Consider the following 25,645-nt stretch of genomic DNA (forward strand, 5'->3'; position numbering starts at 1 on the left):
CACGGGTGCGCGGCGCGAACCCTGCGGTTCTGGGCCGGTCCCCGAACCGGTGCCGCTCTCCAGCCTTCCACCCCTGCTCGCACCCGCGCAACGGCACGGGGCCCGACCTGCGGCGCGCACCCCGTGCCGCGGCCGGTCACCCGTGCCACGACCGCCACAGGGCCGCGTAGGCACCGTCGGCGGCCACCAGCTCGTCATGGCTGCCGAGCTCACAGATCCGGCCGTTCTCGACCACGGCGATGACGTCCGCGTCATGGGCGGTGTGCAGCCGGTGGGCGATGGCGACCACCGTGCGGCCGTCCAGGACCCGGGCCAGGGACCGCTCCAGATGGCGGGCCGCCCGCGGGTCCAGGAGCGAGGTCGCCTCGTCCAGGACCAGCGTGTGCGGGTCGGCCAGCACCAGCCGGGCCAGCGCGATCTGCTGGGCCTGCGCCGGGGTCAGCGCCAGCCCGCCCGAGCCGACCTCGGTGTCCAGGCCCTCCTCCAGGGCCCGCGCCCAGCCGTCCGCGTCCACCGCGCCCAGGGCCGCCCACAGCTCGGCGTCCTCGGCGCCGGTCCGGGCGAGCAGCAGGTTGTCGCGCAGGGAGCCCACGAAGACGTGGTGCTCCTGGTTGACGAGGGCGACATGGGAACGTACCCGTTCGGCGGTCATCCGGGAGAGTTCCGCGCCGCCCAGGGTGATCCGGCCGTCCCGGGGCGCGTAGATCCCGGCGAGCAGCCGGCCCAGGGTGGACTTGCCCGCGCCCGAGGGGCCGACCAGGGCCAGCCGGGTGCCGGGAGCGACCTCCAGGGAGACCTCGCGCAGCACGTCGACGCCCTGCAGGTAGCCGAAGCGGACCTCGTCCGCGTGCACCTCCCGGCCGGAGGGGGCCAGCGAGCCGTCGCCGGCGTCCGGCTCGATGTCCCGCACGCCGACCAGCCGGGCCAGCGACACCTGGGCGACCTGGACCTCGTCGTACCAGCGCAGGATCAGGTTGATCGGCTCGACGAGCATCTGGGCGATGAGCGCGCCCGTCGTCAGCTGACCGACGTCGATCCAGCCGTGCAGGACGAACGTCCCGCCGATCAGCAGCACCGAGCCGAGCACCACGGTGTGCGTGGCGTTGAGAGCCGGGAAGAGCACCGAGCGCAGCCACAACGTGTAGCGCTCCCAGGCCGTCCACTCCTTGATCCGGCGTTCGGACAGGGCGATGCGCCGGGCGCCGAGGCGATGCGCCTCGATGGTGTGCCCGGCGTCCACGGACTCCGCGAGCGCGGCGGCCACGGACGCGTATCCGGCGGCCTCGGAGCGGTAGCCGGAGGGCGCCCGCCTGAAGTACCAGCGGCACACCACGACCAGGATCGGCAGGGCGAGCAGCACGGTAGCCGCGAGCGGCGGGGCCGTGACGGCGAGCCCGCCGAGCAGCAGCACGACCCAGACGACGCCGATGGACAGCTGCGGTACCGCCTCGCGCATGGCGTTGGCGAGCCGGTCGATGTCGGTGGTGATCCGGGACAGCAGGTCACCCGTGCCGGCCCGCTCCAGGACACCCGGCGGCAGCCCGACCGAGCGGACGAGGAAGTCCTCGCGCAGGTCGGCCAGCATCCGCTCGCCGAGCATCGCACCCCGCAGCCGTACCTCGCGCACGAAGACGGCCTGGACGGCGAGGGCGAGCACGAACAGGCCGATGATCAGCCCCAGATGGAGCTCACGGGCACCGTCGGAGACCCGCTCGACGAGACCGCCGAGGAGGTACGGGCCGGCCATGGAGGCGACCACGGCCACCGTGTTGACCGCGATGAGGAGGAAGAAGGCCCGGCGGTGCCGGTGGAACAGTTCGGCCACGTAGGCGCGCACGGTCGCGGTGGCGCCGACGGGCAGGGTGGTGGCCGTCGTCGGGGCTGCCGGGTCGTAGTCCGGTGGCGCGACGCCGATCATGCGCTCTCCTCGATCTCTTCCAGCGCCCGGCCTCGCAGCGCGACTTCGTTCTCTTCCAGCACTTCCTCGTCGGTCTCCCGCGTCACCACCGTCCGGTACCGGGGCTCGGTGCGCACCAGTTCGCGGTGCACGCCGACCGCCACGACCTCGTCCTCGTGGACGAGGACGACCCGGTCGGCCCGGTCCAGCAGCAGCGGCGAGGAGGTGAACACCACGGTCGTACGGCCGGACCGGACCTCGCGGATCCCCTCCGCGATCCGTGCCTCGGTGTGCGAGTCGACGGCGGAGGTGGGCTCGTCCAGGACGAGCACCTCGGGGTCGGTGATCAGTGAGCGGGCCAGCGCGAGCCGCTGGCGCTGCCCGCCGGACAGGGACCGGCCCCGCTCGGTGATCCGGGCGTCCATCGGGTCGGTGATGTCCAAGGAGCCCTGGGCCAGGGCGTCCAGGACGTCCGCGCACTGGGCGGCGGCCAGCGCGTCCTCGGCCGGTACGGCTCCGGAGGCGGGCACGTCGAGCAGTTCGCGCAGTGAACCGGACAGCAGCACCGGGTCCTTGTCCTGGACGAGCACCGCGGTGCGGGCGGCATCCAGGGGCAGCTCGTCGAGCGGTACGCCGCCGAGCAGTACGGAGATGCCGGCCTCGGAGGGGTGTCCGCCGAGCCGTTCGGCGAGACGTCCGGCCGTGTCGGGGTCGCCGCAGACCACGGCGGTCAGCCGGCCCGCGGGTGCGAGCAGCCCGGTGGCCGGGTCGTACAGATCGCCGTCCGGCGCCGTGTCCGCGCGCGAGCCGCCGGTGTCGGTGGCCCGCTCCAGGGAGAGCACCCGCGCGGCCCGTTTCGCCGACGGACGTGAGAAGGAGTAGGCCATGGCGATCTCGGTGAAGTGCTGCAACGGGTAGTTGAGGATCATGACCGCGCTGTAGACGGTGACCAGTTCGCCGACGGTGACGCGGCCCTGACGGGCGAGCTGGACGCCGTGCCAGACGACGACGATCAGCAGCAGCCCCGGGACCAGCACCTGGATGGCGGCGATCAGCGACCACATCCGGGCGCTGCGCACGGCCGCGTGCCGTACCTCCTGGGAGGCGCGGCGGTAGCGGTCGAGGAAAAGGTCCTCGCCGCCGATACCGCGCAGCACCCGCAGCCCCGCGACGGTGTCCGAGGCCAGTTCGGTGGCCCGGCCGGCCTTCGCGCGCTGGAAGTCGGCGCGCCGGGTCGCCCGGGGGAGCAGCGGCAGCACGGCCAGTGCCACCAGGGGCAGGCCGACGGCGACCACCCAGCCGAGGGCCGGCTGGTAGAAGAGCAGGCCGACGCCGACCACGACGACCGTGAGCGCGGCCGCGGTGAAGCGGGAGACCGCCTCGACGAACCAGCCGATCTTCTCCACGTCACCGGTGGAGACGGCGACCACCTCGCCGGCCGCCACCCGCCGGGTCAGCGCGGAGCCCAGCTGGGTGGCCTTGCGGGCGAGCAGTTGCTGGACGCGGGCGGCCGCGGTGATCCAGTTGGTGACGGCGGCCCGGTGCAGGAAGGTGTCGCCGACGGCGATCGCCGTACCGCACAGCACCAGCAGACCGCCCGTCAGCGCCAGCCGGGTGCCGGAGCGGTCGACGACGGCCTGGACGGCGAGGCCCACACAGAACGGGAGAGCGGAGACGGACACGAAGTGCAGCAGGCCCCAGGCCAGTGCCTTGAGCTGGCCGCCCAGCTGGTTCCGCCCGAGCCACCACAGGAATCGGGGACCAGAACGCGCGTCCGGCACGCCCGGGTCGGAGTACGGAAGATCTTGAATGTGCATGGCGTCCCAGCGGCTCGTGTCGGGGGAGGTGGCGACAAGCCGTGAAAGGTTCGCGTCGGAGCGTGGTCGAAATCAAACGGTTTTCCGTGGCGGCCGTCGGAATCCGCTGCCTTCCGGCCAGGAGTTGTAGTCCAACACGCCGTGAATGTCATTAAATTCGGTCAATATTCCGGTATGTGATGCCAGGATGGCCGGGTGCACATCAAGAGCGTGCGTCCTGCCGCGATCGCGACCGCGACGGCGGTGGCCTTCGGAATCGTCCTGGTGACCCTGAGCGCGTGCGGGGGCATCCCGAAGCGCGGCGTACCGGGGCCGCCCGCGGCGGTCGTCCGGGCGAGCCCCGCCGCGCGGCCGGGACCGGCTGTCCCGGTCGGTGACCCGGCCGGGCTGCCCGGCATCGGAGAGCGTCTGCACGGGGCGATCCCCGCCGACTCCGGCCAGGTCGTGGCCGTGTACGGCGAGGCTGCGGACTCGGCCGACTCCACGGTCGTGCTGTACAGCCGGGAGGCCGACGGCTGGCGTCCGGAGGGGAGTTGGCCCGCCCACAACGGGCGGCACGGCTGGACCACCGACCACTACGCGGGCGACGGACGCAGCCCGGTCGGCGTGTTCACCGTCACCGACGCGGGTGGGGTGCTCCCCGACCCGGGCACCCGGCTCTCCTACGACCGGGGCGAGGCCGCCTACACGCCCCCGCACTACTGGGACCTGGCGCACCAGCACGACTTCGACTACGTCATCGCCATCGACTACAACCGGCTGCGGGGCACGCCGCCGAACGACCCCACCCGTCCCTGGGGCGTCGGCAGGGGCGGCAGCATCTGGCTGCACCTCGACCACGGCAGCGGCACCTCGGCCTGCATCGGCCTCTCCAGGGAGGCCATGGAGTTCCTCCTGCGCACCCTCGACCCGGACCGCGACCCCGTCGTGGTGATGGGGGACCGGGTGAGACTGTCGGCCTAGCGGCGGCCCCGGGCTCCACGCGAGGTCATCGCCCGGTCGGGTCGGCCTTGCCTGCGGGGGCGTCCACCAGGTCCACGTCGTTCGCCCGGACGTAGGCGAGCCGGTGGCCGAGCTGGATCTCGTAGTACTTCTCCTGGCCCAGCACCACGGGCTGTGGCGTGGCGGAGAAGAAGGACCTGTCGACGTAGGAGCTGCCGACGGCGGACTGTGTCACATAGCGCTGGCCCGCCCGCAGGGTGTAGGGGAGCGGCGACTCGGACTCCTCCTCCACTCCCTCCGGGTAGGCCTCCTCCTCCGGCAGGGCCCGCCCGAACGCCGGGACCTCGTCCATGCCCGCCTTCGGTGTCACCATCCGGCCGCTCGCGCCGACGGCCGTCGGATGGTCCTTGGGATTCCTGAACCAGGCCTTCTCGCCCTGGTACCAGATCGCCGTCCACTCGCCGCGGCGCTCGGCGACGGCGAACGTCTGGCCGGTGGACACCCGTGATCCCAGGTCGCTGACGTCCTCGGTGGAGTCCTCGCCGTCCGGTCTGCGGCCGGGGTCCTGGATCAGCGGGGACTTCTCGTCGGGTTCGGTGTACAGGCGGACGGCGCTGGAGCCGTGCGGCGGGCACGGCTTGCCGTGGCCGTCGCACCCCGTGTACAGCGGTTTGTGGGTGGCGTAGTCCGGCAGGATCATCACCATCGGGCTGTCCGGTCCGGCCGTGGCCTTCAGCGGTGCGCCGAGCAGGTCGAAGTAGTGCCGCCAGTCCCAGTAGGGGCCGGGGTCCTCGTGCATCTCGGGGATGCTGTCGGTGGTCGGGGACGGCACGTTGTCATGGCCGAAGATGTGCTGCCGGTCGAGCGGGACGCCGTACTTCTTGGCGAGGTAACGCACCAGGCGCGCCGAGGAGCGGTACATCTGCTCCGTGTACCAGCTTCCGGGGTGGGCGAGGAAGCCCTCGTGTTCGATGCCGATCGAGCGGGCGTTCACGAACTTGCTGCCCGAGTGCCAGGCCTCGTCCTTGGTCCTGACGTGCTGGGTGACGTGGCCGTCGCTGGAGCGGACCGAGTAGTGCCACGACGCCTCCGTCGGATCCTGCACGGTCTGGAACATGTTCGGCAGCTTCGCCTCGGTGTCGTGGATGACGATGTACTCGATCCGCTGGTCCCTGGGCCGGTCGGCGAGGTCGTGGTTGCCGTAGTCGCCGTCGTCGTCGATCTCCTGGTACGGCGCGGCCAGCCAGTCGCAGGCCAGTTCGGGAGGGCACTCGACGTTCTTCGGCCGCTTGGAGACCTGTGAGCCGGGGTGCGGGCTGACACCGGGGGTGGCCGGGAGCGTGACCTCCTGGCCTTCGGCGGTGGTCCGGTGCGCTCCCCGGCGGATGAGGTCGAAGACATCGTCGGCGTACGTCGTCGCCGACGTGACGTCAGGGGTACCGGGGAAACGTTCCACCGCCTGCCACCAGGCATCCGGGTTTGCACTGAGCGGCTTGCCGAGCCGGCGTTGCGTGGCCGCCAGAATGGCCGCGCCGCCGCGTACGTTGGCGACGGCGTCCGTTCGCAGTTCTCCGGCCGGTGTCCGGATCAGCCGCGCGGCGCGTTCCAGGTCCGCGGGCTGCACGGTGTGGTCGCCCGGGGGGCCGGCCGCCACCTCGGCCGGCATGGTCGTACGGCTCTTCGGAGTCGTCGGGCCCGGCGCGGGTGCCGGGGCATGCGCGCGGTCGGCGTCCACCAGGTGCATCGGCCCGTAGCCGCCCGCGACGCTGGGGGTGCCCGGATGGGAGTCCCAGCGCGACTGCATGTAGGACACGCTCATCAGCACACTGCGCGGCACATGGAACTCCCGCGCGGCGTCCGTGAAGGCCTTCTGCAGCCGCTGGTCCTCGGAGTTGTCGGAACTGCATGCCGGGAGGAGCAGCAGTGGTGGCAGCAGTGCGGCCGTCGAGATCAGGCAAGCCGTCCGGCGGCAGATCCGGACCTTGTCGGGCACTCGTGGAGCGACAGTTCTTCTCATACCAGAGGGTCTCCAACCGCTTGCTGAGGGTCTCCAGCCACGCTCGTCGCAACCAGGGCAAGGGGGTTGCCCTTCATGTCACCCCTCGTACGTTTCCGTGCCCCGCGCGATGCGGCGCGCCGAGCGTCGACCGGGTGGCCCAGCGGTCCGGCAGAGGCCACCCGGTCGGCGGCAGCGGCTCGGCGTCCGAGGGGGCGGCCACACGCCGTGCGGACTCAGTCCTCGACGGGGTCCACGTGCCAGTCGGGGTGGCCCGGCATCGGCGGGGTGTGCGGCCCGTACAGCCAAGGGGTCAGAAACGGCGTCAGATCCTTGCCCGCGACCCTGGAGGCGAGCGCGACGAAGTCACGGGTGCCGGCCGCACGCCCCCGGTACTCGGTGACCCAGGCCCGCTCGATCCGGCCGAACGTGTCGTCACCGACCTTCTCCCGCAGGGCGTACAGCACCAGCGCGGAACCGTCGTACCGCATCACCTTGAACAGCGTCGGCTCGGTGGGCTCGGCCGGTGCGCCCTGGTCGTGGCGCCACTGGTCGTGCTGCTCGTAGGCCGCCCGCATGGCGTCCTCCATGTCGGCGCCGCCGTGCTCGTCGGAGTACAGCCGTTCGTAGTAACGGGCATGACCCTCACTCAGCCACAGGTCGGACCAGCGCCGGACGGCGACGCTGTCACCCGTCCAGTGGTGGGTCAGCTCGTGGACGAGATTGCGCTCGGCGTCGACCCGGTCGCCCAGCAGGTCGTCCTTCGGCACGAGGGACAGCGACTGCGTCTCCAGCGCCACCGGCAGATCGGTGTCCCCGACCAGCACGCCGTAGCGGCGGAACGGGTACGGGCCGAGCCGCTGTTCCAGCCAGGCGAGGTGCTCCGGGGTGAGCGAGCGTTCGGCCTCGGTGTCCGTGACCAGGTCGTCCGGCACCACGTCCCGCACGGCCAGTCCGCCCGGCCCCCGGCCGGCGACGAACGTGAACTTCCCGACCGCCAGCTGGACCAGCTGTGCCGCGATGGGCTCCTCGGAGTCGTACGTCCACTCCACCCGTCCGCCGGGCTGCCGGACCCGTTCGACGAGCCGGCCGTTGGCCACCGCTTGGAGGCCCGGCGGGGTGGTGATGTGGAAGGTGATGGGTGCCCGCAGGCTGGGGTGGTCGTCCGCAGGGAAGATCATCTTGGCGCCGTCGGGCTGCGCACAGACCAGGGTGCCGTCGGGGGTGGGCACCCAGCCGTACGCCCGGATCGCGTCGTCGCGCTGCCGCCGCTGGGTCGGGTCGGCGGTGTAGGTGACGCGGACGGTGAACGTGCCGCCGCGCGGGATCGGTCGTGCGGGCGTGACCACGAGTTCGTCACCGTTGCGTACGGCGGTGGCCGGCGCGCCGTCGACGGTGACCTTGTGCAGGGTGTTGCCCGCGAAGTCCAGGTCGAAGCGGGACAGCGCCTGCGTGGCGGTGGCACTGATGGTGGTGCCGGCCGCGAAGGGCGTCTCGGGTGCCTGCCAGTCGAAGTCGAGCGTGTAACGGCGGACGGTGTAGCCGCCGTTGCCGTCCAGCGGCATGAGCGGGTCACCGATCCCCGGCGCGCCGGGGGAGGGGGCCGGGCCGGCGGGGGCGGCCGAGGCGCCGGGGGCGGGGGAGCCGTCGCCCCGGTGCGGGACGCCGGCGGAACAGCCGGTACCGGTGAGCGCGACGGCTCCCGTCAGGGCGAGGGCGGTGCGGAGGGCATGGCGCCGGGGCCGGGACTGCCGGCGCGGGGGTGACGTCTTCATGGGAGCACTGTGACAGTAAGATCCGCTTATAGCACCATATGACTCTATTGTGTGCGTCCGTGAGAGTCATGAGGCGGTCGTCCGATCCCCCCATTGCGGTCGTCGGCCAACTCCCCGTAGAACACCGGCCATGAGAAGACGGATCGTCATGTCCATGCTCGCGGGGGCGACCCTCCTGGCGAGCGCGCTCCTCGGTACGGGCGCCCCCGCCGCCCGGGCCGCCGACGTCCCGGCCGAGTTCGGCACCGACTGGCACGACCCGGTGACCGCAGCCCCGCCGGTGTCCGTGCCCAGGGGTGCCAAGTCCTGCCAAGTCACCCTGGCCGAGGCCCAGTTCCGCGACTTCACGCCGTACACGGGAACGTACGCACCCCCGCAGGGCTGCGGCGACCGCTGGAGCAAGGTGGTGCTGCGGCTCGACGGAAAGGTGAAGGGCCGTCAGTACGACCGGCTCGGCTATCTGCACGTCGGCGGGGTGGAAGTGCTGCGCACCTCCACCCCCGAGCCTTCGCCCGACGGCATCGAATGGCACGTGGAGAAGGACGTCACCCGCTACAGCGACACCTTCCGCAGCGCACAGGACGTCGAGATGCTCATCGGCAACGTTGTCGACGACACGTACACCGGTGTCATCGACGTCAAGGTCACGCTCACCTTCTACGCGGGCCGCTCCCCGGCCACCGTCCCCGACAAGGTGCTGACCCTCACCGACGGCACCACCCTCACCACCCCGCGCAACAGCGAACGCATCGTCGCCGAGGTGTACGCCACCGGGTCCGGCGGTGGCTGCGAGGAGTTCTGGTATCTGACCGTGGCCGACCCCGCCTCGTACTCCTGCAAGGCCGACAAGGGGCCCTACCGGGAGGTCCAGATCAAGGTCGACGGCCAACTGGCCGGAATCGCCTCCCCGTTCCCGAACGTGTGGACCGGCGGCTGGTCCAACCCCTTCCTCTGGTACGTCATCCCGGGCCCCCGGGCCTTCGACGTCAAGCCGATCGAATACGACCTGACGCCGTTCGCCGGACTGCTCGACGACGGCCGTCCGCACCAGGTCGAGGTCTCCGTCGTGGGTGTGCCCGAGGGGCAGCCCGGCTGGAGCGCCCCCGTGAACGTGCTGGTCTGGCAGGACGCCCACCGCGCCCACGTCACCGGCGCGCTCACCGGGGCCAAGGCCTCCGATCCCGCCAACTCCTCGGTGTACACACCGGGTTCGGGGGAGTACCGGGTCGACACCGACGCCGGGCACCGGCTCACCGTCTCCGGCTACGTCGACACCTCGCACGGCCGGGTGACCACCACCGTCAGCCGGACGCTGGCCAACACCTCCGTCCACCGCTGGAACGACGGCGAGACGACGGACGCGCTCGACGCCACCTGGACGGACGACCAGAACGTCACGGTGACGGCGGCCGGGGCGCCCCGGACAACACGCACGCACCGGACGTACACGATGAACGGCGCCACCACCATCGGCACCGACGACCGGCTGCGCACCGAACTCACCCTCGGCGACCGGGCGATGGTCGCGCGGGCCGGGGGCGGCTGGTCACGGCTCGACGACACCTACAGCGGTGACGCGACGTACACCCTCGGCGTGCCGCGCGACCAGCGGCACGCGGTCGGCACGTCCCGCGAGCGCTACCGGCTGTACGGGTCCGACGGGTGCTACGACCGTTCGCTGGCCACCGAACAGGGGGTGGTCACCGAGGATCGCAGCGGCTGCTGAGGCGAGTTGTGTGCGATGCGTCACTCGGCAGGTGATTTACACGGCTGATACACGGCGGTCTCGGACGAGATCAAGAAGGCCTCCAGAGTGATCGGCACGGAAGACACTTTCCGTATCGCAGAAGTCCCGCTCGGCTTCCGCGAGTCGCTCCCCCCACTAGGAGTGCCCGTGCCGCAGTCCGTACCGTCCCTGCCGCGACGCGTCGCACGCATACTGCGTACCTCTCTCTTCGCACAGGTCGCCTGTGCGCTTGTGCTCGGAATCGTCGTCGGGAGGCTGTGGCCCGGCTTCGCCTCGGACCTCCAGCCGCTCGGCGACGGTTTCACCCGGCTCATCAAGACGATCATCTCCCCGCTCGTCTTCTGCGTGGTCGTCGTCGGTATCGCCAAAGCCGGTGATCTGAAGGCCTTCGGGCGGATCGGGCTGAAGGCCCTGATCTGGTTCGAGGTGGCGAGCACGCTCGCGCTGGTCATCGGGCTGGTCGCCGCCAACGTCGTCCAGCCCGGCTCCGGCATGCATGTCGACCCGGCCACGCTGAGCGCCAAGGCGGTCGACGCGAAGACCGGCGGGGGCTCGCTGCCCTCGACGACCGAGTTCGTGCTCAACGCGCTGCCCACCAGTTTCATCGGCGCCTTCGCCGAGAACTCCCTGCTGCAGGTGCTCGTTCTGGCCTGTCTGGTGGGCGCGGCGCTGCTGCACCTCGGCCACACCAAGGTGCCGCAGGTGCTGCCGGCGATCGAGCAGGCCCAGGAGATCATCTTCGCGATCGTCGGCTTCGTGATGCGCCTCGCGCCGATCGCCGTCTTCGGCGCCATGGCCGTCCTCATCGGCCAGTACGGCCTCGGTGTCATCGAGACCTACGCCAAGCTGATCGTCCTGTGCTACGCGGCGGCCGCGCTCTTCGTCGCCCTGCTCGCCGTCGCGCTGAAGGCGCTGACCGGGCTCAGCCTCTGGAAGTTCGTCCGCTACATCCGCGAGGAGATGCTGCTCGCACTGGGCACCGCCTCCACGGAGTCCGTGCTGCCGCGCGTGATGCAGAAGCTGCGCAGGGCGGGCGCCCGCGACGACGCCGTCGGCCTGGTGCTGCCCACCGGGTACTCCTTCAACCTGGACGGCGCCTCGCTCTACCTCTCCATCGGCACCCTGTTCATCGCCCAGGCCGTGGGCGTGGACCTGAGCCTGGGTCAGCAGATCACCGTGGTCCTGGTGCTGATGCTCACCAGCAAGGGCATGGCCGGTATCCCCGGTTCGGCCTTCCTCGCGCTGTCCGCGACCGCCTCCTCGCTCGGGGCGATCCCGGCCGGTGCCGTCGCCCTGCTGCTCGGTGTCGACCGCATCATGGACTCGATGCGCGTCGTCACCAACCTGCTCGGCAACTGCGTCGCCGTCTTCGCGGTCTCACGCTGGGAGGGCGCGCTGGACATCGAGCGGGCGAAGAGGGTCCTGGGTGGTGAACTCGCGGTCACCGAGGCCGAGGTGCCCGCGCAGGCGCCGGCCAAGGAGCCCGTGTCCGAGAGCTGACGTACGGCGGAAACGCGGAAAGGCGGCTCCCCTCCGGGATCCCGGAGGGGAGCCGCCGTGTCGTGCCTCAGCAGCGCTTCGCCGCGGCCGGCCCGTCGACCAGCGTGTCCAGCAGCCCGCCCAGGACCTCCCGCTGCTCCTGGGACAGCGGCGCCAGGATCTCCTCGGCCGCCGACCTGCGCGCCGCCCGCAGTTCGCGCAGGGTCTCGCGACCCTCGTCCGTGATCTCGATCCGCGTCACCCGGCGGTTCGTCGGATCCGGCGCCCGGCGCACCTTGCCGCTCGCCTCCAGACCGTCGACCAGCGTGGTCACCGCCCGCGGCACCACCTCCAGACGCTCGGCGAGGTCGGCCATGCGCGGGGGCGTGTCGTAGTGCGCGAGGGTGCGCAGCAGCCGGGACTGGGCCGGGGTGACGCCCAGATCGCGCGCCGCCAGATGGTGCTTCTGGATACGCCACATCCGGCGAGTCAGGCGCAGCAGCTGCTCGGCGAGCGGGCCGTCGGGATCGGGGGTGGTCATACGGGAATAATATCAGGACCTTGTTCATTGTGAGCATAGGTAACAGTGAGCTATGCTCCGTCAGTCCGTACACACCACACCCATCCGTAGGAGCCATGCCCCGAGACGAGATCAACTGGACCCCCGACGGCACCTCGGCCGGACAGCCCCGCCAGGTACGCCGTATCCTCAGGCTCTTCCGCCCCTACCGCGGGCGGCTCGCCGTCGTCGGCCTGCTGGTCGGCGCCTCCTCGCTGGTGTCCGTCGCCACCCCGTTCCTGCTGAAGGCGACCCTCGACACCGCGATCCCGCAGGGCCGCACCGGACTGCTCAGCCTGCTCGCGCTGGGCATGATCCTCAGTGCCGTCCTCACCAGCGTCTTCGGTGTCCTGCAGACGCTGATATCCACCACCGTCGGCCAGCGCGTCATGCACGACCTGCGCACCGCCGTCTACGGCCGGCTGCAGCGCATGTCGCTCGCCTTCTTCACCCGCACCCGCACCGGCGAGGTGCAGTCCCGCATCGCCAACGACATCGGCGGCATGCAGGCCACCGTCACCTCCACGGCCACCTCCCTGGTCTCCAACCTGACCGGCGTGGTCGCCACGATCGTCGCGATGGTCGCCCTCGACTGGCGGCTCACCATCGTCTCGCTGGTCCTGCTCCCGGTCTTCGTGTGGATCAGCCGCCGGGTCGGCAACGAACGCAAGAAGATCACCACCCAGCGCCAGAAGCAGATGGCCGCGATGGCCGCCACGGTCACCGAGTCGCTCTCCGTCAGCGGCATCCTGCTCGGCCGGACCATGGGCCGCGCCGACTCGCTCACCGCCTCCTTCGCGGAGGAGTCCGAGCAGCTCGTCGACCTGGAAGTGCGCTCCAACATGGCCGGCCGCTGGCGCATGGCCGTGATCACGATCGTCATGGCCGCGATGCCCGCCGTCATCTACTGGACCGCCGGCGTGGCCCTCCAGGCGGGCGGCCCGCAGATCTCGCTGGGCACCATCGTCGCCTTCGTCTCGCTCCAGCAGGGCCTGTTCCGCCCGGCCGTGAGCCTGCTTGCGACCGGCGTCCAGATCCAGACCTCCCTCGCGCTCTTCCAGCGCATCTTCGAGTACCTCGACCTGCCCGTCGACATCACCGAGCGGGACGAGCCGGTCCACCTCGACCGCGTGAAGGGCGAGGTCCGCTTCGAGGAGGTCGAGTTCCGCTACGACGACAAGGGCGGCCCCGTCCTCGACGGCATCGACATCACCGTCCCGGCGGGCGGCAGCCTGGCGGTCGTCGGCCCGACCGGCGCCGGCAAGTCCACGCTCGGCTACCTGGTACCCCGGCTCTACGACGTCACCGGCGGCCGGGTCACCCTGGACGGCGTCGACGTCCGTGACCTCGACTTCGACACCCTCGCCCGCGCGGTCGGCGTCGTCTCCCAGGAGACGTACCTCTTCCACGCCTCGGTCGCCGACAACCTGCGCTTCGCCAAGCCGGACGCCACCGACGAGGAACTGCACGCGGCCGCCCGCGCGGCGCAGATACACGACCACATCGCCGCGCTGCCCGACGGCTATGACACGGTCGTCGGCGAGCGCGGGCACCACTTCTCGGGAGGCGAGAAGCAGCGGCTGGCCATCGCGCGCACCATCCTGCGCGACCCGCCGGTCCTCATCCTCGACGAGGCGACCAGCGCCCTGGACACCCGCACCGAACACGCGGTCCAGGAAGCCATCGACGCGCTGTCGGCCAACCGGACGACCCTCACCATCGCCCACCGGCTGTCCACGATCCGCGGCGCCGACCAGATCGTCGTCCTCGACTCCGGACGGGTCGCCGAACGGGGCACGCACGAGGAACTCCTGGAACTCGACGGGCGGTACGCGGAGCTGGTGCGGCGGGACGCGCGGCTGCAGGCGTCGGGGGAGCCGGCCGCGGCCGACGAGTCGACCCGGCCGGAGACGGCGCGGCGGCCGGGGCGCCGACGGGGCGACCGGGGACGTCAGCACGCGACTCCGCCGACAAACTGAAGATATGTCGGGTTTATGGAGTTGTGCGAGCTAACGTGCCCGCATGCAGATGAACACTCCGCCAGGGAAGACGGTCCGACGGAACCCGACTCGACGGAACAAGATCCGGCTGACGCGCCGGGGCAGGCTTCTCCTCGGTGTGACCGGAGCCGTCGTGGCCGGCACCGCCGTGGCGGTGCCGCTGCTGTTGCTGGGCCACGGCCAGGCGGCCAGGCCCGACGCCCTGGTCGTCCCGGAGGGCTGGCGCGCGTCCCAGATCTACGACGCCGTCGACAAGGCCCTCGCCCTTCCCGTCGGCAGCACCAAGCGGTCCGTCGGCACCGCGGGGCTGAAACTGCCCGGGGATGCCGGGGGCAACCCGGAGGGGTATCTCTTCCCGGCCAGCTATCCCCTGGCGAAGGGCGCGACCCCGGAGTCGATGCTGCGGACCATGGTCGACACGGCCAACCGGAAGTTCGACATGGCGCCCGTGGCGGCCGGTGCGCAGCGCAACGCGATGAACGTCTACCAGGCGGTGACCATCGCCAGCATCGTCCAGGCCGAGGCCGGGAACAAGGCCGACATGGGGAAGGTCGCCCGGGTCCTCTTCAACCGGCTGCAGAACGGCATGGCGTTGCAGATGGACTCCACCCTCAACTACGGCCTCAACCGCAGCACCCTGAACACGACCGTGGCCGACACCCGCGTGGAGAACCCGTACAACTCCTACCAGCGCATGGGCCTGCCGCCCACGCCGATCGACAACCCGGGCGAGGACGCCATGCGCGCCGCCCTGAACCCGACGCCGGGCAACTGGCTGTACTTCGTCACGGTCAAGCCGGGGGACACGCGGTTCACCGCCGACTACGCCGAACACCAGCGCAATGTCGCCGACTTCAACGCCGCACAGAGCAGCCGGGCGAAGCCGAGGCCGCACGCCTCCCAGACGTCGCACTGAGCCGCCGGTACGTCACACGGCGACCGGTTCCCCGGCCAGCAGGAGCCTGATGTCGCGTACGGCCTCGCGCCCCGCCCGGTTGGCGCCGATGGTGCTGGCCGAGGGGCCGTACCCGACGAGGTGGACACGCGGATCGGCCAGCGCGCGGGTCCCCTCGACCCGGATCCCGCCGCCCGGCTCGCGCAGCCGCAGCGGCGCCAGGTGATCGAGGGCCGCGCGGAAACCCGTGGCCCAGAGGATGACATCGGCGTCGACATGCCGGCCGTCGTTCCAGTCCACCCCGTCCGGGGTGACGCGGTCGAACATGGGCCGCCGGTCCAGGACGCCGTCCTGCAGACCCTGCCTGATCGCCTCGTTGAGGGGCAGCCCGGTGACCGAGACCACGCTCCTCGGCGGCAGCCCCTGCCGCACCCGCTCCTCCACCAGCGCCACCGCGGACCGGCCGGCGCCCTCGTCGAAGGGCCCCTCGCGGAACACCGGCGGTCGCCGGGTGACCCAGGTGGTGGCGGCCGCGTACGGGGCGAGTTCCAGCAGGTGCTGGGTGCCGGAGGCGCCGCCGCCGACGACCACGACCCGCTTCCCGGCGAACTCCTCGGGCCCGGCGTACTGCGCGGTGTGCAACTGCCGCCCGCGGAAGGTCTCCTGACCCGGGTAGCGCGGCCAGAACGGCCGGTCCCAGGTGCCGGTGGCGTTGATGAGCGCCCGCGCCGACCAGTTCCCGCGGTCGGTCTCCACGAGCAGCCGCCCGCCCTCGCCCTCGCGTACCGCGCGGACGTCGACGGGCCGCCGTACCCGCAGGTCGAAGGTGGTCTCGTAGGCCGCGAAGTACTCGCCGACGACCTCGGCGGAGGGCCGTGCCGGATCGGCACCGGTCAGTTCCATCCCCGGCAGCGCGTGCATCCCGTGCACCTTGCCGTACGTCAGCGACGGCCACCGGAACTGCCAGGCGCCGCCCGGGGCGGGGGCGTGGTCGAGGACCACGAAGTCGCGGTCCGGCTCGAAACCGGTGCGCCGCAGGTGATAGGCGCTGGACAGACCGGCCTGACCAGCGCCTGTGACGACTACCTCGACCTCGCGCAAGTTGTTCACGGTTCTACCAACAGGGGGGTGGCCGGGGATCTTCCCGGTACGGCCGCTCACCCGCCGGCCGGCGGCATGGGCCAGGATGGGGGCATGTCGGACGCCTTCACCACACGAGTGCTCCATGTCGCCACCGGTAGCCGGGAGCGGGTCGTCGACCTGACCGACGACTGCCAGACCTTCCTGAGCGAGGCCGCGGACGGCCGTGACGGACTGCTGAACATCTTCGTCCCGCACGCGACGGCCGGAATCGCCGTCATCGAGACCGGCGCCGGCAGCGACGACGACCTGCTGGCCGCCCTGCACACCCTGCTCCCCGCCGACGACCGCTGGCAGCACCGGCACGGCAGCCCCGGCCACGGCCGCGACCACGTCCTCCCGGCACTCGTGCCCCCGCACGCCACCCTGCCGGTGATCAACGGCCGCCTGGAACTGGGCACCTGGCAGTCGGTGTGCCTGGTCGACACCAACATCTCCAATGTCAATCGGCAGGTGAGGTTGAGCTTCCTGGGATGAGCAAGATCGTCCTGGGAGGGGGCGCCAAATTTCCTTACGCTGTGTGCGGAACAGGAGATGGCGATGCCACAGGCCACCTGGGACGACGGCGCCTCTCACGGATGAAGGCTGCCACGACTTCCTCTGAGCGTCAGATGGAGGACATCCTCACTGCAGTCAGGGCGGTCGAATGCCATATCATCGGCTGGGCCAGTGACTGGGACGTTCCGGGCGCGAAACCGACCCCATGACGCGTCCCAAACCGAGGCCCTGGCTGCGCGATGAGCGGGGCCCTACGAGCGGCTCTTCGCGGCAGCTGTCGATCGACTCGGTCGGAACGTCGTCGACTGTCTCCATACGGGCTACAAGATGTGTGGCGAGGAGAAGTTGCTCGTCACACATGGCCACGAGGCCCGATGCCTGCTCACCCACCCTCGGCGCGTACAAGCGCGGCTCTCCACGTGGAAGGCCCGTCCGGCCCTTCAACTCGCTGGCCTGTGTCACGCGTTCTATGGCACGGACGGCTTCCCCGCAGCGCTGCTCCCACCGGACTGTCCTGGGGCGTCGTCTGTAGGGCAGGGCCCGGACTGTTGGATGCGCCTTCGTAATCTGTTCGCGTATGAGACGGTTCTCGTCACTCGCTTGGTGCAGGGCGCCGATGACGGCCTCGACGTCGGCTTTGAGCTGGACGATCTCCTCCGCGTCGGCAGCCCGTAGTTCCTTGAGGCGACGGATCTGCTTGCGCAGGCGCGGGGCGGGCCCTGTTCTCCTCCTGCGGGCGACCATGGACACGCAGCCAGCATCGGTGATCGTCACCTTCAGTCGATCACGCATGAAGGATCGCCTCAGCGTCCCAGCCCGCCGCGGTATATACCATGCATGTTCGACTTTCGCAAATTGACAGTATTGCTCCTCGTGTCTCCGCTACGGTCTGTCGAGCCGGTGATCATCCGCGCTTGACCAGGCAAAACCGCACGCATCGAGGGGTAACTTGAAGACTCTCCTGAAGCTTTCCCCCGCCGCTTTCCACGTCATGGGCGTCGCCTACGTGTCAGTGGTGGTGCTCCGCTGGATGTGGTGACAGCGGGCGTCGTCGGCTCCTGGAGAGGAGTTCAGGAGCCGGTCGATGCGTGTCCCGTCAGCATCTGGAGCAGCTGGTCCGCGTCGCTGTCGGCTCCGAGGCGGCGATACAGAGCGACCGCCTGCTCGCCGTAGTGCCAGGCTTGCTCGGTGCCGTCGGGACGTAAGAAGACTGTCCGGGCCAGACCCGCGAGTGCGTGGGCCGAGCCCAAGGGGAAATCGACGTTCTGGGCCACTTCGAGAGCCTCTTCGTAGCCATGGCGCGCGATGCCGAGCCTTCCGGATTCGCGCTGGACGTCCGCCGCGCCTATCAACGCCCGCAGCCGCTCGTACGGGTTGTCGATGCGGGCAGCGACCTGTTCCGCCATGGTGAAGTGCAGCAGTGCCTCGCCTCTGCGTCCCGACCGGGCGTGGGCCATCCCCATGCTGATCAGTACGTCGGCCTCGCCCAGGACATCGCCGGTGGCCCGGTGGGTGGCAAGGGCTCGTCGGTAAGAGGCCAGAGCACGGTCCGTGTGTCCTGCCGCCTGATGCACCGCGCCGAGGTTGGTGTCGAGGATCGCGAGCTCCTGGCGGCCACCGTGCTCGCGCATCAGGACCAGGGACTGTTCGTAGCAGTCACGGGCTTCGTCGTAGTGCCCTTGGAGGTAATGCAGCTCTCCTCGGTTGTTGAGCGCTTGGGCGAGTCCGTACGGGTCCGGTAACGCCTCGTAGATGTGCTGCATGAGCTGCACCCGGTCAAGGGCCTCGCCGTATTGACCTGCGTAGTAGAACACCACCCCCTCCACATTGAGGCACTCGGCCTCCCCGGACCGGTCGCCGGCCTCGCGATACAGAGCCAGTGACTGTTCCAGGGCGAGCATGGCCGGCCCACCGTGGCCGGCTGCGAACCGAGCGCGGCCCGACTGGAGGAGTGCGTCGGCGCGACCGCCGGCGTCGCTCAGATCCTCGTAGATCGAGAGAGCCTCGGTCGCGCAGCGTAAGGCCTCACCGTGGTTCCGCTGTGCCAGCAGATCGGCTCGATCTGTCAGGGTGCGGGCGAGTACGGAGCGGTTGCCCGAGGATCGGAGAATCGGGATGGCCGCGTCGAACAGGTCCGCTGCGATCTCCCACGTTCCCCACAACTTGAGGGAGCGTGCCAGGACGCTCGGGAACAGCTCGGCATACTCCGGGTACTCCAGCGCCGCGGTACGGGCGATCGTCAGGAGATTGGCGCGTTCCACCGTGAGCCACACTGAGGCCTCGTCCGGGTCGGAGAAGTCCAGCGCATACCGGGAGGTCTGCTCCGGCCCCAGGGAGAGACCCCGACGGTGTGGATGGGCCAGTCGTTCGGCCCGATGGGCAGTCGTGAGGTGGAAGGCGACAAGACGGCCGACCGATGTGTGACGGGTGTTCTGGTAGGGCGTCACTGCGCCCGTCCGCAGAGCGAAGGCCCGCGTCAGGTCATGGAATCGGTACCGCCCGCGCACCGGCTCATCCAGGAGGCTGAAGTCCAAAAGTTCCTCGACGTGTCTCTCCAGCGGTTTCGGCTCACTCCGCAGGCTCGGTCCGACCAAGGCCGCTGCCGCCTGCAGAGTGATGTCGGGACCGGGGTGCAGCGCAAGCTGACGGAACAACTGTTGTGCGGAGGTGCTGAGTTCGGCATACGAGAATTGGAAGGCAGCCAAGATCCGTTCGTCGAACTCTTCGAGCGATCCGGTCGCGCGTGTCAACCGGTCGAGCAGGTCCTGAACGGCCCAGGAATCCCGGTGGCGGAAGCGGCTCGCTATGAGCTGCAGCGCCAGGGGGTGGCACCCGACCGCGTCGACGAGCTTCACCAGGGCCTCGGGTTCCGTGGATACTCTCGATGCGCCGACGATGCGGGTGAAGAGAGCGGCCGCCTCGGCTTGGGACAGGGCGTCCACTGACAGCGAGGTGGCACTGTCCAGTGCGGCCAGTCGGCTACGGCTGGTCACAATGGCCCGGCAGGTGGGGCTGCCGGGCAACAGGGGGCTGATCTGGCCGACGTCCTTGGCGTTGTCGAGCACCACGAGGGCGCGTCGCTTCGCGGTCCACTCCCGCCACTTGGCCGCCCGTTGCTCCAGCGTGTCAGGCAGTTCGCCGGACCAACCAGTCGAGTGCAGGAGGACGGCCAAGGCCTCCGCCGGGTGGAGAGGCTGCGGGCTGCTGTAACCCAGGAGGTCCACGAAGAACTGGCCGTCGGGGTATTCGGCACACAGTCGATGTGCGGCGTGCACCGCGAGCGCGGTCTTGCCGATGCCCGGCATCCCGTGCATGACGGTGACCGGCAGGGCAGTAACCGGCTCGCTCGCGGCCGGCTCCAGCAGGATGCGCAGTTCCCCGGCGCGCCCGGTGAAGTCCCGGCTATCTCTGGGCAGGCAGTTACGGGATTCCCGTACCACCGCCGAGGCAGGAGGCGAGATCTCCGTGTGCAGGAGTGCGTGGTCCTGGCCGAGCATGCGCAGGTGCAGGTCCTGGAGCTCTGCACCTGGTTCGATTCCCTGGCTATCGTGCAGCCTTTCGCGTGTGTCCCGGTAGACGGCGAGGGCTTCGTCGTGGCGGCCGGAGCGGTACAGGGCGAGCATCAAGGAGCTGATCACCTTCTGTGCGAAGGGATTCTGCGATGCGAGTTCCTGGAGCTCGCCGATCAGGTCCGCGTGCCGGCCCAACTCCATTTCCAGGCCGATCCGTTCCTCACGAACCCGACGGTGGTCCTCGATCAGCCGTGAACGTGCGGACAGTGCCCAGGCGTTGTCGGTGAACTCGGTCAACGGCTCGCCTCGCCATAGCGCTTCGGCCGTGCAGAGCAGTCCGATGGCCAGCTCGCGTTCGCCCCGCTTCGCCGCGGCCGCCGCGTCCGTTCTCAGGCGCTGGAAGCGGAGCAGGTCGATGTCCTCCGGATCGGCCCGTAACTGGTAGAGCCGCGGCGACGGGTGCGCCACCTGCGCCAGTTCGTCGCCCACCGCCCGGCGTAGTCGCCTGCGCAGGCGAGACAGGTAACTGTGCAGTGTGTCCAGAGCGGTTGGTGGCGGCTCGCCGTTCCAGACCCTATCCATCAGCGTGTCCACGGAGACCGGCTCACCCCGCGAGTGCAGCAACGCGATCAATACGCAGCGTTCCTTGAGAGAACCGAGTTGGTACTGCTGCCCGCAGTGCCACAGCTCAAGAGGTCCCAGAGCGAGAAGGTCCACCATCACCCCCGACGGGTGCGCTTCTGTCTGCCACCTTCGACAGCGTCCGCACACCTGTGCGGCACTCACTCCACTGTTCTGTGACGGGTGGGGGAGAGACAGGGGCGCACTGGAGCGTGTCGGGCGCACAGGGGCGTGTTCAAGCCGGGTCCACGGGAGTGCAGGGTTCCTGCAAGCCCGCCATCCCGTTCCCCGGGCACCCCACAGTCGAGGCCGCGGAAGGCCGCGGCGAAGCCATCGAAGGCATGAAGGGAACCGGGGGATACGACGATGAGCGTGACACAGTCCGAGTCGCACTGGCGTCATGTGCCGGTACGGCTGGACGTCGAGCGTTGGGCCACCCGTCGGACTCGCAGGCGAGTCCTGGTCGTGGTCCACACGGTGATCGCGGGGGACAGGCTCCTGGACGCGATACACCTGCTGGAAGGCGATGTCAGGGTGCAGATATTCTTCACACAGGCGCCCGATGTGTTCAGCAATGGCGTGGCTGAATTCCTGGAACAGCTGAGGGGCTTGGTACTTCCGTGGGGCCAGGCGGTACAGACGCACTTCGACCTCGCACTGGCTGCAAGCCACGGCAGTCTCCACGAACTGCACGCGCCTGTGATCGTGCTTCCCCACGGGGCCGGACACAACAAGATCACCCCAGCCGATCGGAATGGCGCGACGGCCGCGCAGCGTGGTGTGTACGGTCTCAGCCGGCAGCGACTCGTGCGAGACGGCGCGGTCGTGCCCGAGGCGATCGTCCTGGCCCATCACGAAGAGCTGACCAGGCTCGGCCGTGAGTGCCCCGAGGCCGTGCCGGCGGCGGAGGTGGTGGGCGATCCGTGTTATGACCGTATCGCTGCCAGCCTCGGCTCCAGGGCGCTGTACCGGGACGCCCTGGGGGCCAGGGCCGGGCAGCGGTTGGTCCTCGCGTGTTCGACCTGGGGACCCGACTCACTCCTGGGGCGGGGATGGGACATCCTGGAGCGACTGGTCGGCGAGTTGCCGCGCGAGGAGTTCCGTATCGCCGCGCTCCTGCATCCCCACGTCTGGAACGCGCACGGCACATGGCAGGTCCGGGCCTGGCTCGCGGGACTGGCGCGCTCGGGGCTGATCCTGGTGAGTCCGCACGGAGACTGGGCCGGGGCGGTCGTCGCAGCCGACTACGTCGTGGGGGATCACGGTTCGGTTTCGCTCTACGGCGCGATGACCGGCGTGCCGGTACTGATGGCGGGCCGGCCCGATGCCGACGTGGATCCGGGCTCTCCTCTCGCCGAACTCATGTCCTTCGCACCGCGGTTGTACGGGGACCGCCCGATGCTTCCCCAGCTGAGGCGGAGCTCCGCGACCAGCCGTTCACGCCGGTACGAGCGGGTCGCCGCCCGCATCTCGTCGGAGCCCGGCCGCTTCTCGTACAAGATGCGTGCGCTGCTCTACCGCAAGTTGCACCTACGGCCTCCCGCCGCGCGCACGACGACACAGCCGGCTCGCCTCCCTCTGACGGTCCGGTACGACGAGCCGGGCAGCGTGGTAGCGCGATGACCTGGGGCCACCACGTCCATGCCGTGCTGGTGAACCCGGTATCCGGAGTCCTGGTCGAGGATGAGCACCTGAGAACTCGCCTTCCCGCCGCCGCCCGTTGGTCTCAGCTCGGCGACGTGCTGATAGAGCACGGCCAAGGAGCATCGAGAGCCGTGGCAACGGCTGTGTCCCATCCGGGCGTTCTGGTGGCCGCGGTGTACGAGGATTCTCGCTGTTGGATGCACCTTGGTCCCGAGGGGGTGGTGCGTGAACTTGAAGCGGAAGGGGCCGGTGCCCCTGAAGACGTGTGGGCGACTCTTGCCTCGCTGGCTCATGCGTGGCTGACGGCCGGGCTGCCCGCTGCAGAGTTCGGAGCAACCCCGTTGTGGGTCCTTCGGATTCAGTCCCCGGGCTCACTACGATCCGTCTGCTGGAGCCGGCGCAACGCCGACTCGGCGTTCTCCGCCTGCCGGGACCGGCCCACGGAGGAGTAGAGAGCCGTGGCCTTGCGGTAGTGGTTCTGGGCAGCGCGCGTGTCCCCGCGCTGCCCGGCGACATCCGCAAGGCCCTCGACAGCACGGGCGATCTCGTAGTTCGCGTTCATGTTGCGCAGCGTGATCAGCGCCGAAGAGAAGCGCGCTTCCGCCTCATCAGGCCGACCCAGCGCGAGATGCGCGAGTCCAAGGAGCGTGTCCGCCCGTGCGGTGTTGTACGTGTCGCCCGCGTTCTCAAGTTCGACGCGGGCGACACCGCCCTGCCGGACAGCCTCATCGGGTTGTCCGGTGGTGAGGGCGATGTCCGCGAGGTTCAGTCGGGCCAGTGCGCCGGCCCGGGGGTCTCCACAAGCCGGTAGCTCGGTAGCGGCGAGCCGAAAGAGGTCGGCGGCCTCGCTCGGTCGTCCGAGACGCTGCAGTGCGAGTCCCCGGTAGTTGAGCGTACGCGCCTGGCCGAGCCGGTCGCCGCGCTGCGAAAAGAGGCGGGCCGCACGCTCGAACATCTCCAGGGCGAGGCGATGGTTCCCGGAACCGAGCTCCCCGACTCCGCCAGAGGTGAGCATCCGGCATTCCGCCACCGCGTCACCCAATTCCCTGGCTGCTGCCAATCCCTCCTCATGTGCGGCATGCCAGTCGTCGTAGAACTTGCGCCGGAGGAAGAGGGGCCACAAGGCGTCGGCGAGCTGCCATCCGACCGTCGGGAACCCCGCGGCCCGGGCCTGGCGTATCACCGCCATGAGATTGGGCAGTTCCTGCTCCAGCCAGTCCAGGGCGGCTTCCGCGTCGTCACCCACACTCGCGGTGGCCAAGGGCCCGGGACCGTAGTCACGGGCCATGGTGCGATGCTGCGGGTCGATGATTTCCTCTGCGCGGGTGGCGCTCAAGAGATAGTGGTCGGCGATGCGGCGCGCGGCTTGTGCGCGATCCTCGGGCGACTCGTCTTCCTGCGCCATCGTGGCGGCGTGCAGGCGTACGAGATCGTGAAAGCGGTAGCGCTCCTCTCCGGCGTCGACGAGCAGGCTCGCGTCTTGCAGTGTCTCCAGCAGTTCGGTGGCGTTCTGCTCGCCGGCGAGTGCGGCGGCGGCAACCGGGCCGCCGAACTCCGGGCCGGGGTGCAGTCCCAGCAACCGATAAACGCGGGCGGCCGGAGGCGACAGGGACCGGTAGGACAGATCCAGCGCCGCGCGCACGTCGTGGTCGCCGTCAATCGCCAGCGCCTCCAGACGGTCATGCTCCTCGGCAAGGGTGCGAACCATCGTCGTGATACGCCGCTGCGGCCTCGCTGCGAGCAGGGCACCGGCGACGCGGACGGCCAGGGGCAGCCCGGCACACAGGTCGACCAGGGTGCGTGCTTCATCGGGCTGCGCTGCCACTCGGCCGTCGGACAGGGTGTGGTCGAGCAGTTCCACCGCGGCCTCGGGAGCGAGCGACTCCAGATGGACGGGGTAGCAGCCGTCGACGGTCAGCCCCGGCAGCCGACTACGACTGGTCACCGCTGCCACGTTTCCGGCCCCGGGTAGTAACGGGCGTACCTGGGCTGCGGTTGCGGCGTCGTCCAGCAGTACCACGAGCCGTCGGCCGGCGGTCAACGACCTGTACATCGCCGTTCGTTCGGCCAGTGTCGCGGGAACCTGCTGGGCGGGAACACCCAAGGCCCGCAGGAAGCGTCCGAGTACCTCCGCGGGGATGGTCGGCCCATCGGCAGCCTGGGCCCCCAGCTCGCCGTAGAGCTGGCCTCCTGGGAAGTGGGGGCGCAGGGCGTGCAGCCATCTCAGCGCGAGGGCGGTCTTGCCGACGCCGCCCAGACCGCTCACCGCGGTGAGGACGGGCCGCCCCTCCCGCAGGGCGCGGGCCCGGTGCCGCTCCAGTGCCTCAAGTTCCGGTGACCGGTCGACCATGTGTCCTGCGGACGGAAGCTGCCAGGGTGTCCGTCCGGCGGGGTCCGCCTCGGAACCGATGTGCACACCGCCGTAGACCACACCTGCCTGGACGGTCGCGCCGTGCACCGTGCCGCTCAACTCGTTGTGCGCACCGAACTCGTGCTCCTGCACTCGCCCCCCGAACCGCGCGTCAGTACCGAATCCTTGAGTAGACCCTTTCCGTACAAGGGGTCGATACCCATGGGGGAGCGAAAGACCGCCGCGTGGCGCCCATGTAGGCGTGCTTCTCAGCCGATTCGATCCGGAGGGGTGCTCCCGGAGGCATGGATCGTCAGATTGGTGAAGGTGTGCCCCTGGATCACCGGACCGTGTTGCGTGCCACCGGTGATGCTGTTGTTCACCGTGCCCGCTGGGTCGGCTTGGAGTGTGGGGGCGAACTCGTCCACGAGGTGCTGGAGTTCTTCGGCCGCGCCGGGGTCCTGTTCCAGGAGGCGGCGCAGCGTGAGCCGCATAGACGCCGTCAGGTCGGCGGTGAGGGTCTGCTCGTCGGTGGTCCCGGTCGCCGCGATCAGGGTGCCGCGGGATTCGTCCAGTTCCCCGACCACCGTGTCGGTCTCGCGGCCGCGCGCGAGGAGGCGTGCCACGCGCTGCTTCGCTCCCTCCCATGCGTCGGTGACCATGAGACCGACCATGGTGGTCGCGCCAGTCCCGACGAGTGCCACCAGTTCCGCTTCCACAGGCTCCCTCGCTTCTTGCGGGCCTCGACCCTGCTGGTCCGGCTGTCCCCACCG

General features: G+C 70.2%; 16 protein-coding genes and 1 pseudogene. 8 read left to right on the forward strand and 9 right to left on the reverse strand.

Annotated elements, in window-relative coordinates:
* Positions 1 to 136: 136 nt before the first annotated feature.
* Together AB0D85_RS24770 and AB0D85_RS24775 are read right to left on the reverse strand one after the other, a co-directional pair.
* On the reverse strand, positions 137 to 1,918 hold the full coding sequence (locus tag AB0D85_RS24770; RefSeq protein ID WP_362323930.1) for an ABC transporter ATP-binding protein: 1,782 nt from the start codon (positions 1,916 to 1,918) through the stop codon (positions 137 to 139).
* Positions 1,915 to 3,714 carry an ABC transporter ATP-binding protein gene (locus AB0D85_RS24775; protein WP_362323932.1) on the reverse strand — a complete coding sequence of 600 codons (1,800 nt, stop codon included), beginning with the start codon at positions 3,712 to 3,714 and terminating at the stop codon, positions 1,915 to 1,917. The genes AB0D85_RS24770 and AB0D85_RS24775 overlap by 4 nt, the downstream gene beginning before the upstream one ends.
* A 195-nt stretch (positions 3,715 to 3,909) precedes the next feature.
* Here AB0D85_RS24775 and AB0D85_RS24780 point away from each other — a divergent pair, with 195 nt between their 5' ends.
* Positions 3,910 to 4,677, forward strand: coding sequence for a L,D-transpeptidase family protein (locus tag AB0D85_RS24780; protein ID WP_362323934.1), 768 nt, complete (start codon positions 3,910 to 3,912; stop codon positions 4,675 to 4,677).
* A 25-nt stretch (positions 4,678 to 4,702) separates the two neighbouring features.
* Here the strand turns inward: AB0D85_RS24780 and AB0D85_RS24785 are convergent, their stop codons facing one another.
* Together AB0D85_RS24785 and AB0D85_RS24790 are read right to left on the reverse strand one after the other, a co-directional pair.
* Positions 4,703 to 6,649 (reverse strand): peptidoglycan recognition family protein, encoded by a 1,947-nt coding sequence (locus AB0D85_RS24785; protein ID WP_362323936.1) that lies wholly within the window; start codon positions 6,647 to 6,649, stop codon positions 4,703 to 4,705.
* Between the two features lie 239 nt (positions 6,650 to 6,888).
* Positions 6,889 to 8,427 carry a M1 family metallopeptidase gene (locus AB0D85_RS24790; RefSeq protein ID WP_362323939.1) on the reverse strand — a complete coding sequence of 513 codons (1,539 nt, stop codon included), beginning with the start codon at positions 8,425 to 8,427 and terminating at the stop codon, positions 6,889 to 6,891.
* A 130-nt stretch (positions 8,428 to 8,557) separates the two neighbouring features.
* Between AB0D85_RS24790 and AB0D85_RS24795 the strand changes: the two genes are divergently transcribed.
* Positions 8,558 to 10,153 carry a peptide-N4-asparagine amidase gene (locus AB0D85_RS24795; RefSeq protein ID WP_362323942.1) on the forward strand — a complete coding sequence of 532 codons (1,596 nt, stop codon included), beginning with the start codon at positions 8,558 to 8,560 and terminating at the stop codon, positions 10,151 to 10,153.
* Between the two features lie 168 nt (positions 10,154 to 10,321).
* Positions 10,322 to 11,674: a cation:dicarboxylase symporter family transporter gene (locus AB0D85_RS24800; protein WP_362323945.1), complete on the forward strand. Its 1,353-nt coding sequence runs from the start codon at positions 10,322 to 10,324 to the stop codon at positions 11,672 to 11,674.
* Between the two features lie 67 nt (positions 11,675 to 11,741).
* On the opposite strand, the gene AB0D85_RS24805 is transcribed toward AB0D85_RS24800, so the two are convergent.
* Complete coding sequence (locus AB0D85_RS24805) at positions 11,742 to 12,194, reverse strand: MarR family transcriptional regulator (RefSeq protein ID WP_362323948.1); 453 nt, start codon at positions 12,192 to 12,194, stop codon at positions 11,742 to 11,744.
* A 95-nt stretch (positions 12,195 to 12,289) separates the two neighbouring features.
* Between AB0D85_RS24805 and AB0D85_RS24810 the strand changes: the two genes are divergently transcribed.
* Positions 12,290 to 14,191, forward strand: coding sequence for an ABC transporter ATP-binding protein (locus AB0D85_RS24810; RefSeq protein ID WP_362323951.1), 1,902 nt, complete (start codon positions 12,290 to 12,292; stop codon positions 14,189 to 14,191).
* 43 nt (positions 14,192 to 14,234) lie between these two features.
* Positions 14,235 to 15,128, forward strand: a complete 894-nt coding sequence (mltG, locus tag AB0D85_RS24815; RefSeq protein ID WP_362323954.1) for an endolytic transglycosylase MltG — start codon at positions 14,235 to 14,237, stop codon at positions 15,126 to 15,128.
* Between the two features lie 12 nt (positions 15,129 to 15,140).
* On the opposite strand, the gene AB0D85_RS24820 is transcribed toward mltG, so the two are convergent.
* On the reverse strand, positions 15,141 to 16,217 hold the full coding sequence (locus AB0D85_RS24820; protein ID WP_362323957.1) for an NAD(P)-binding domain-containing protein: 1,077 nt from the start codon (positions 16,215 to 16,217) through the stop codon (positions 15,141 to 15,143).
* A gap of 84 nt (positions 16,218 to 16,301) precedes the next feature.
* Between AB0D85_RS24820 and AB0D85_RS24825 the strand changes: the two genes are divergently transcribed.
* Together AB0D85_RS24825 and AB0D85_RS24830 are read left to right on the forward strand one after the other, a co-directional pair.
* On the forward strand, positions 16,302 to 16,724 hold the full coding sequence (locus tag AB0D85_RS24825) for a secondary thiamine-phosphate synthase enzyme YjbQ (RefSeq protein WP_362323960.1): 423 nt from the start codon (positions 16,302 to 16,304) through the stop codon (positions 16,722 to 16,724).
* Between the two features lie 348 nt (positions 16,725 to 17,072).
* A pseudogene (locus tag AB0D85_RS24830) lies at positions 17,073 to 17,249 on the forward strand (DUF6817 domain-containing protein); the annotation flags it as partial.
* 566 nt (positions 17,250 to 17,815) lie between these two features.
* On the opposite strand, the gene AB0D85_RS24835 reads toward AB0D85_RS24830, so the two are convergent.
* Complete coding sequence (locus AB0D85_RS24835) at positions 17,816 to 20,977, reverse strand: BTAD domain-containing putative transcriptional regulator (RefSeq protein WP_362323963.1); 3,162 nt, start codon at positions 20,975 to 20,977, stop codon at positions 17,816 to 17,818.
* A gap of 267 nt (positions 20,978 to 21,244) precedes the next feature.
* On the opposite strand from AB0D85_RS24835, the gene AB0D85_RS24840 reads away from it, so the two are divergent.
* Positions 21,245 to 22,501 (forward strand): hypothetical protein, encoded by a 1,257-nt coding sequence (locus tag AB0D85_RS24840; RefSeq protein ID WP_362323966.1) that lies wholly within the window; start codon positions 21,245 to 21,247, stop codon positions 22,499 to 22,501.
* A 379-nt stretch (positions 22,502 to 22,880) separates the two neighbouring features.
* On the opposite strand, the gene AB0D85_RS24845 is transcribed toward AB0D85_RS24840, so the two are convergent.
* Together AB0D85_RS24845 and AB0D85_RS24850 are read right to left on the reverse strand one after the other, a co-directional pair.
* Positions 22,881 to 25,025, reverse strand: coding sequence for a tetratricopeptide repeat protein (locus AB0D85_RS24845; RefSeq protein ID WP_362323969.1), 2,145 nt, complete (start codon positions 25,023 to 25,025; stop codon positions 22,881 to 22,883).
* A 116-nt stretch (positions 25,026 to 25,141) separates the two neighbouring features.
* The gene (locus AB0D85_RS24850; RefSeq protein WP_362323972.1) at positions 25,142 to 25,534 is read right to left on the reverse strand and encodes a hypothetical protein; all 393 of its coding nucleotides are present in this window, start codon (positions 25,532 to 25,534) and stop codon (positions 25,142 to 25,144) included.
* Positions 25,535 to 25,645 lie beyond the last annotated feature (111 nt).

Source organism: Streptomyces sp. NPDC048277, assembly GCF_040652235.1.
Classification (GTDB): domain Bacteria; phylum Actinomycetota; class Actinomycetes; order Streptomycetales; family Streptomycetaceae; genus Streptomyces.

Coding starts and splice junctions, on each gene's coding strand:
- AB0D85_RS24770 (WP_362323930.1), bottom strand. CDS start 1,918: ATGATCGGCGTCGCGCCACCGGACTACGACCCGGCAGCCCCGACGACG.
- AB0D85_RS24775 (WP_362323932.1), bottom strand. CDS start 3,714: ATGCACATTCAAGATCTTCCGTACTCCGACCCGGGCGTGCCGGACGCG.
- AB0D85_RS24790 (WP_362323939.1), bottom strand. CDS start 8,427: ATGAAGACGTCACCCCCGCGCCGGCAGTCCCGGCCCCGGCGCCATGCC.
- AB0D85_RS24795 (WP_362323942.1), top strand. CDS start 8,558: ATGAGAAGACGGATCGTCATGTCCATGCTCGCGGGGGCGACCCTCCTG.
- AB0D85_RS24805 (WP_362323948.1), bottom strand. CDS start 12,194: ATGACCACCCCCGATCCCGACGGCCCGCTCGCCGAGCAGCTGCTGCGC.
- AB0D85_RS24810 (WP_362323951.1), top strand. CDS start 12,290: ATGCCCCGAGACGAGATCAACTGGACCCCCGACGGCACCTCGGCCGGA.
- mltG (WP_362323954.1), top strand. CDS start 14,235: ATGCAGATGAACACTCCGCCAGGGAAGACGGTCCGACGGAACCCGACT.
- AB0D85_RS24825 (WP_362323960.1), top strand. CDS start 16,302: ATGTCGGACGCCTTCACCACACGAGTGCTCCATGTCGCCACCGGTAGC.
- AB0D85_RS24835 (WP_362323963.1), bottom strand. CDS start 20,977: ATGGTGGACCTTCTCGCTCTGGGACCTCTTGAGCTGTGGCACTGCGGG.
- AB0D85_RS24840 (WP_362323966.1), top strand. CDS start 21,245: ATGAGCGTGACACAGTCCGAGTCGCACTGGCGTCATGTGCCGGTACGG.
- AB0D85_RS24850 (WP_362323972.1), bottom strand. CDS start 25,534: ATGGTCACCGACGCATGGGAGGGAGCGAAGCAGCGCGTGGCACGCCTC.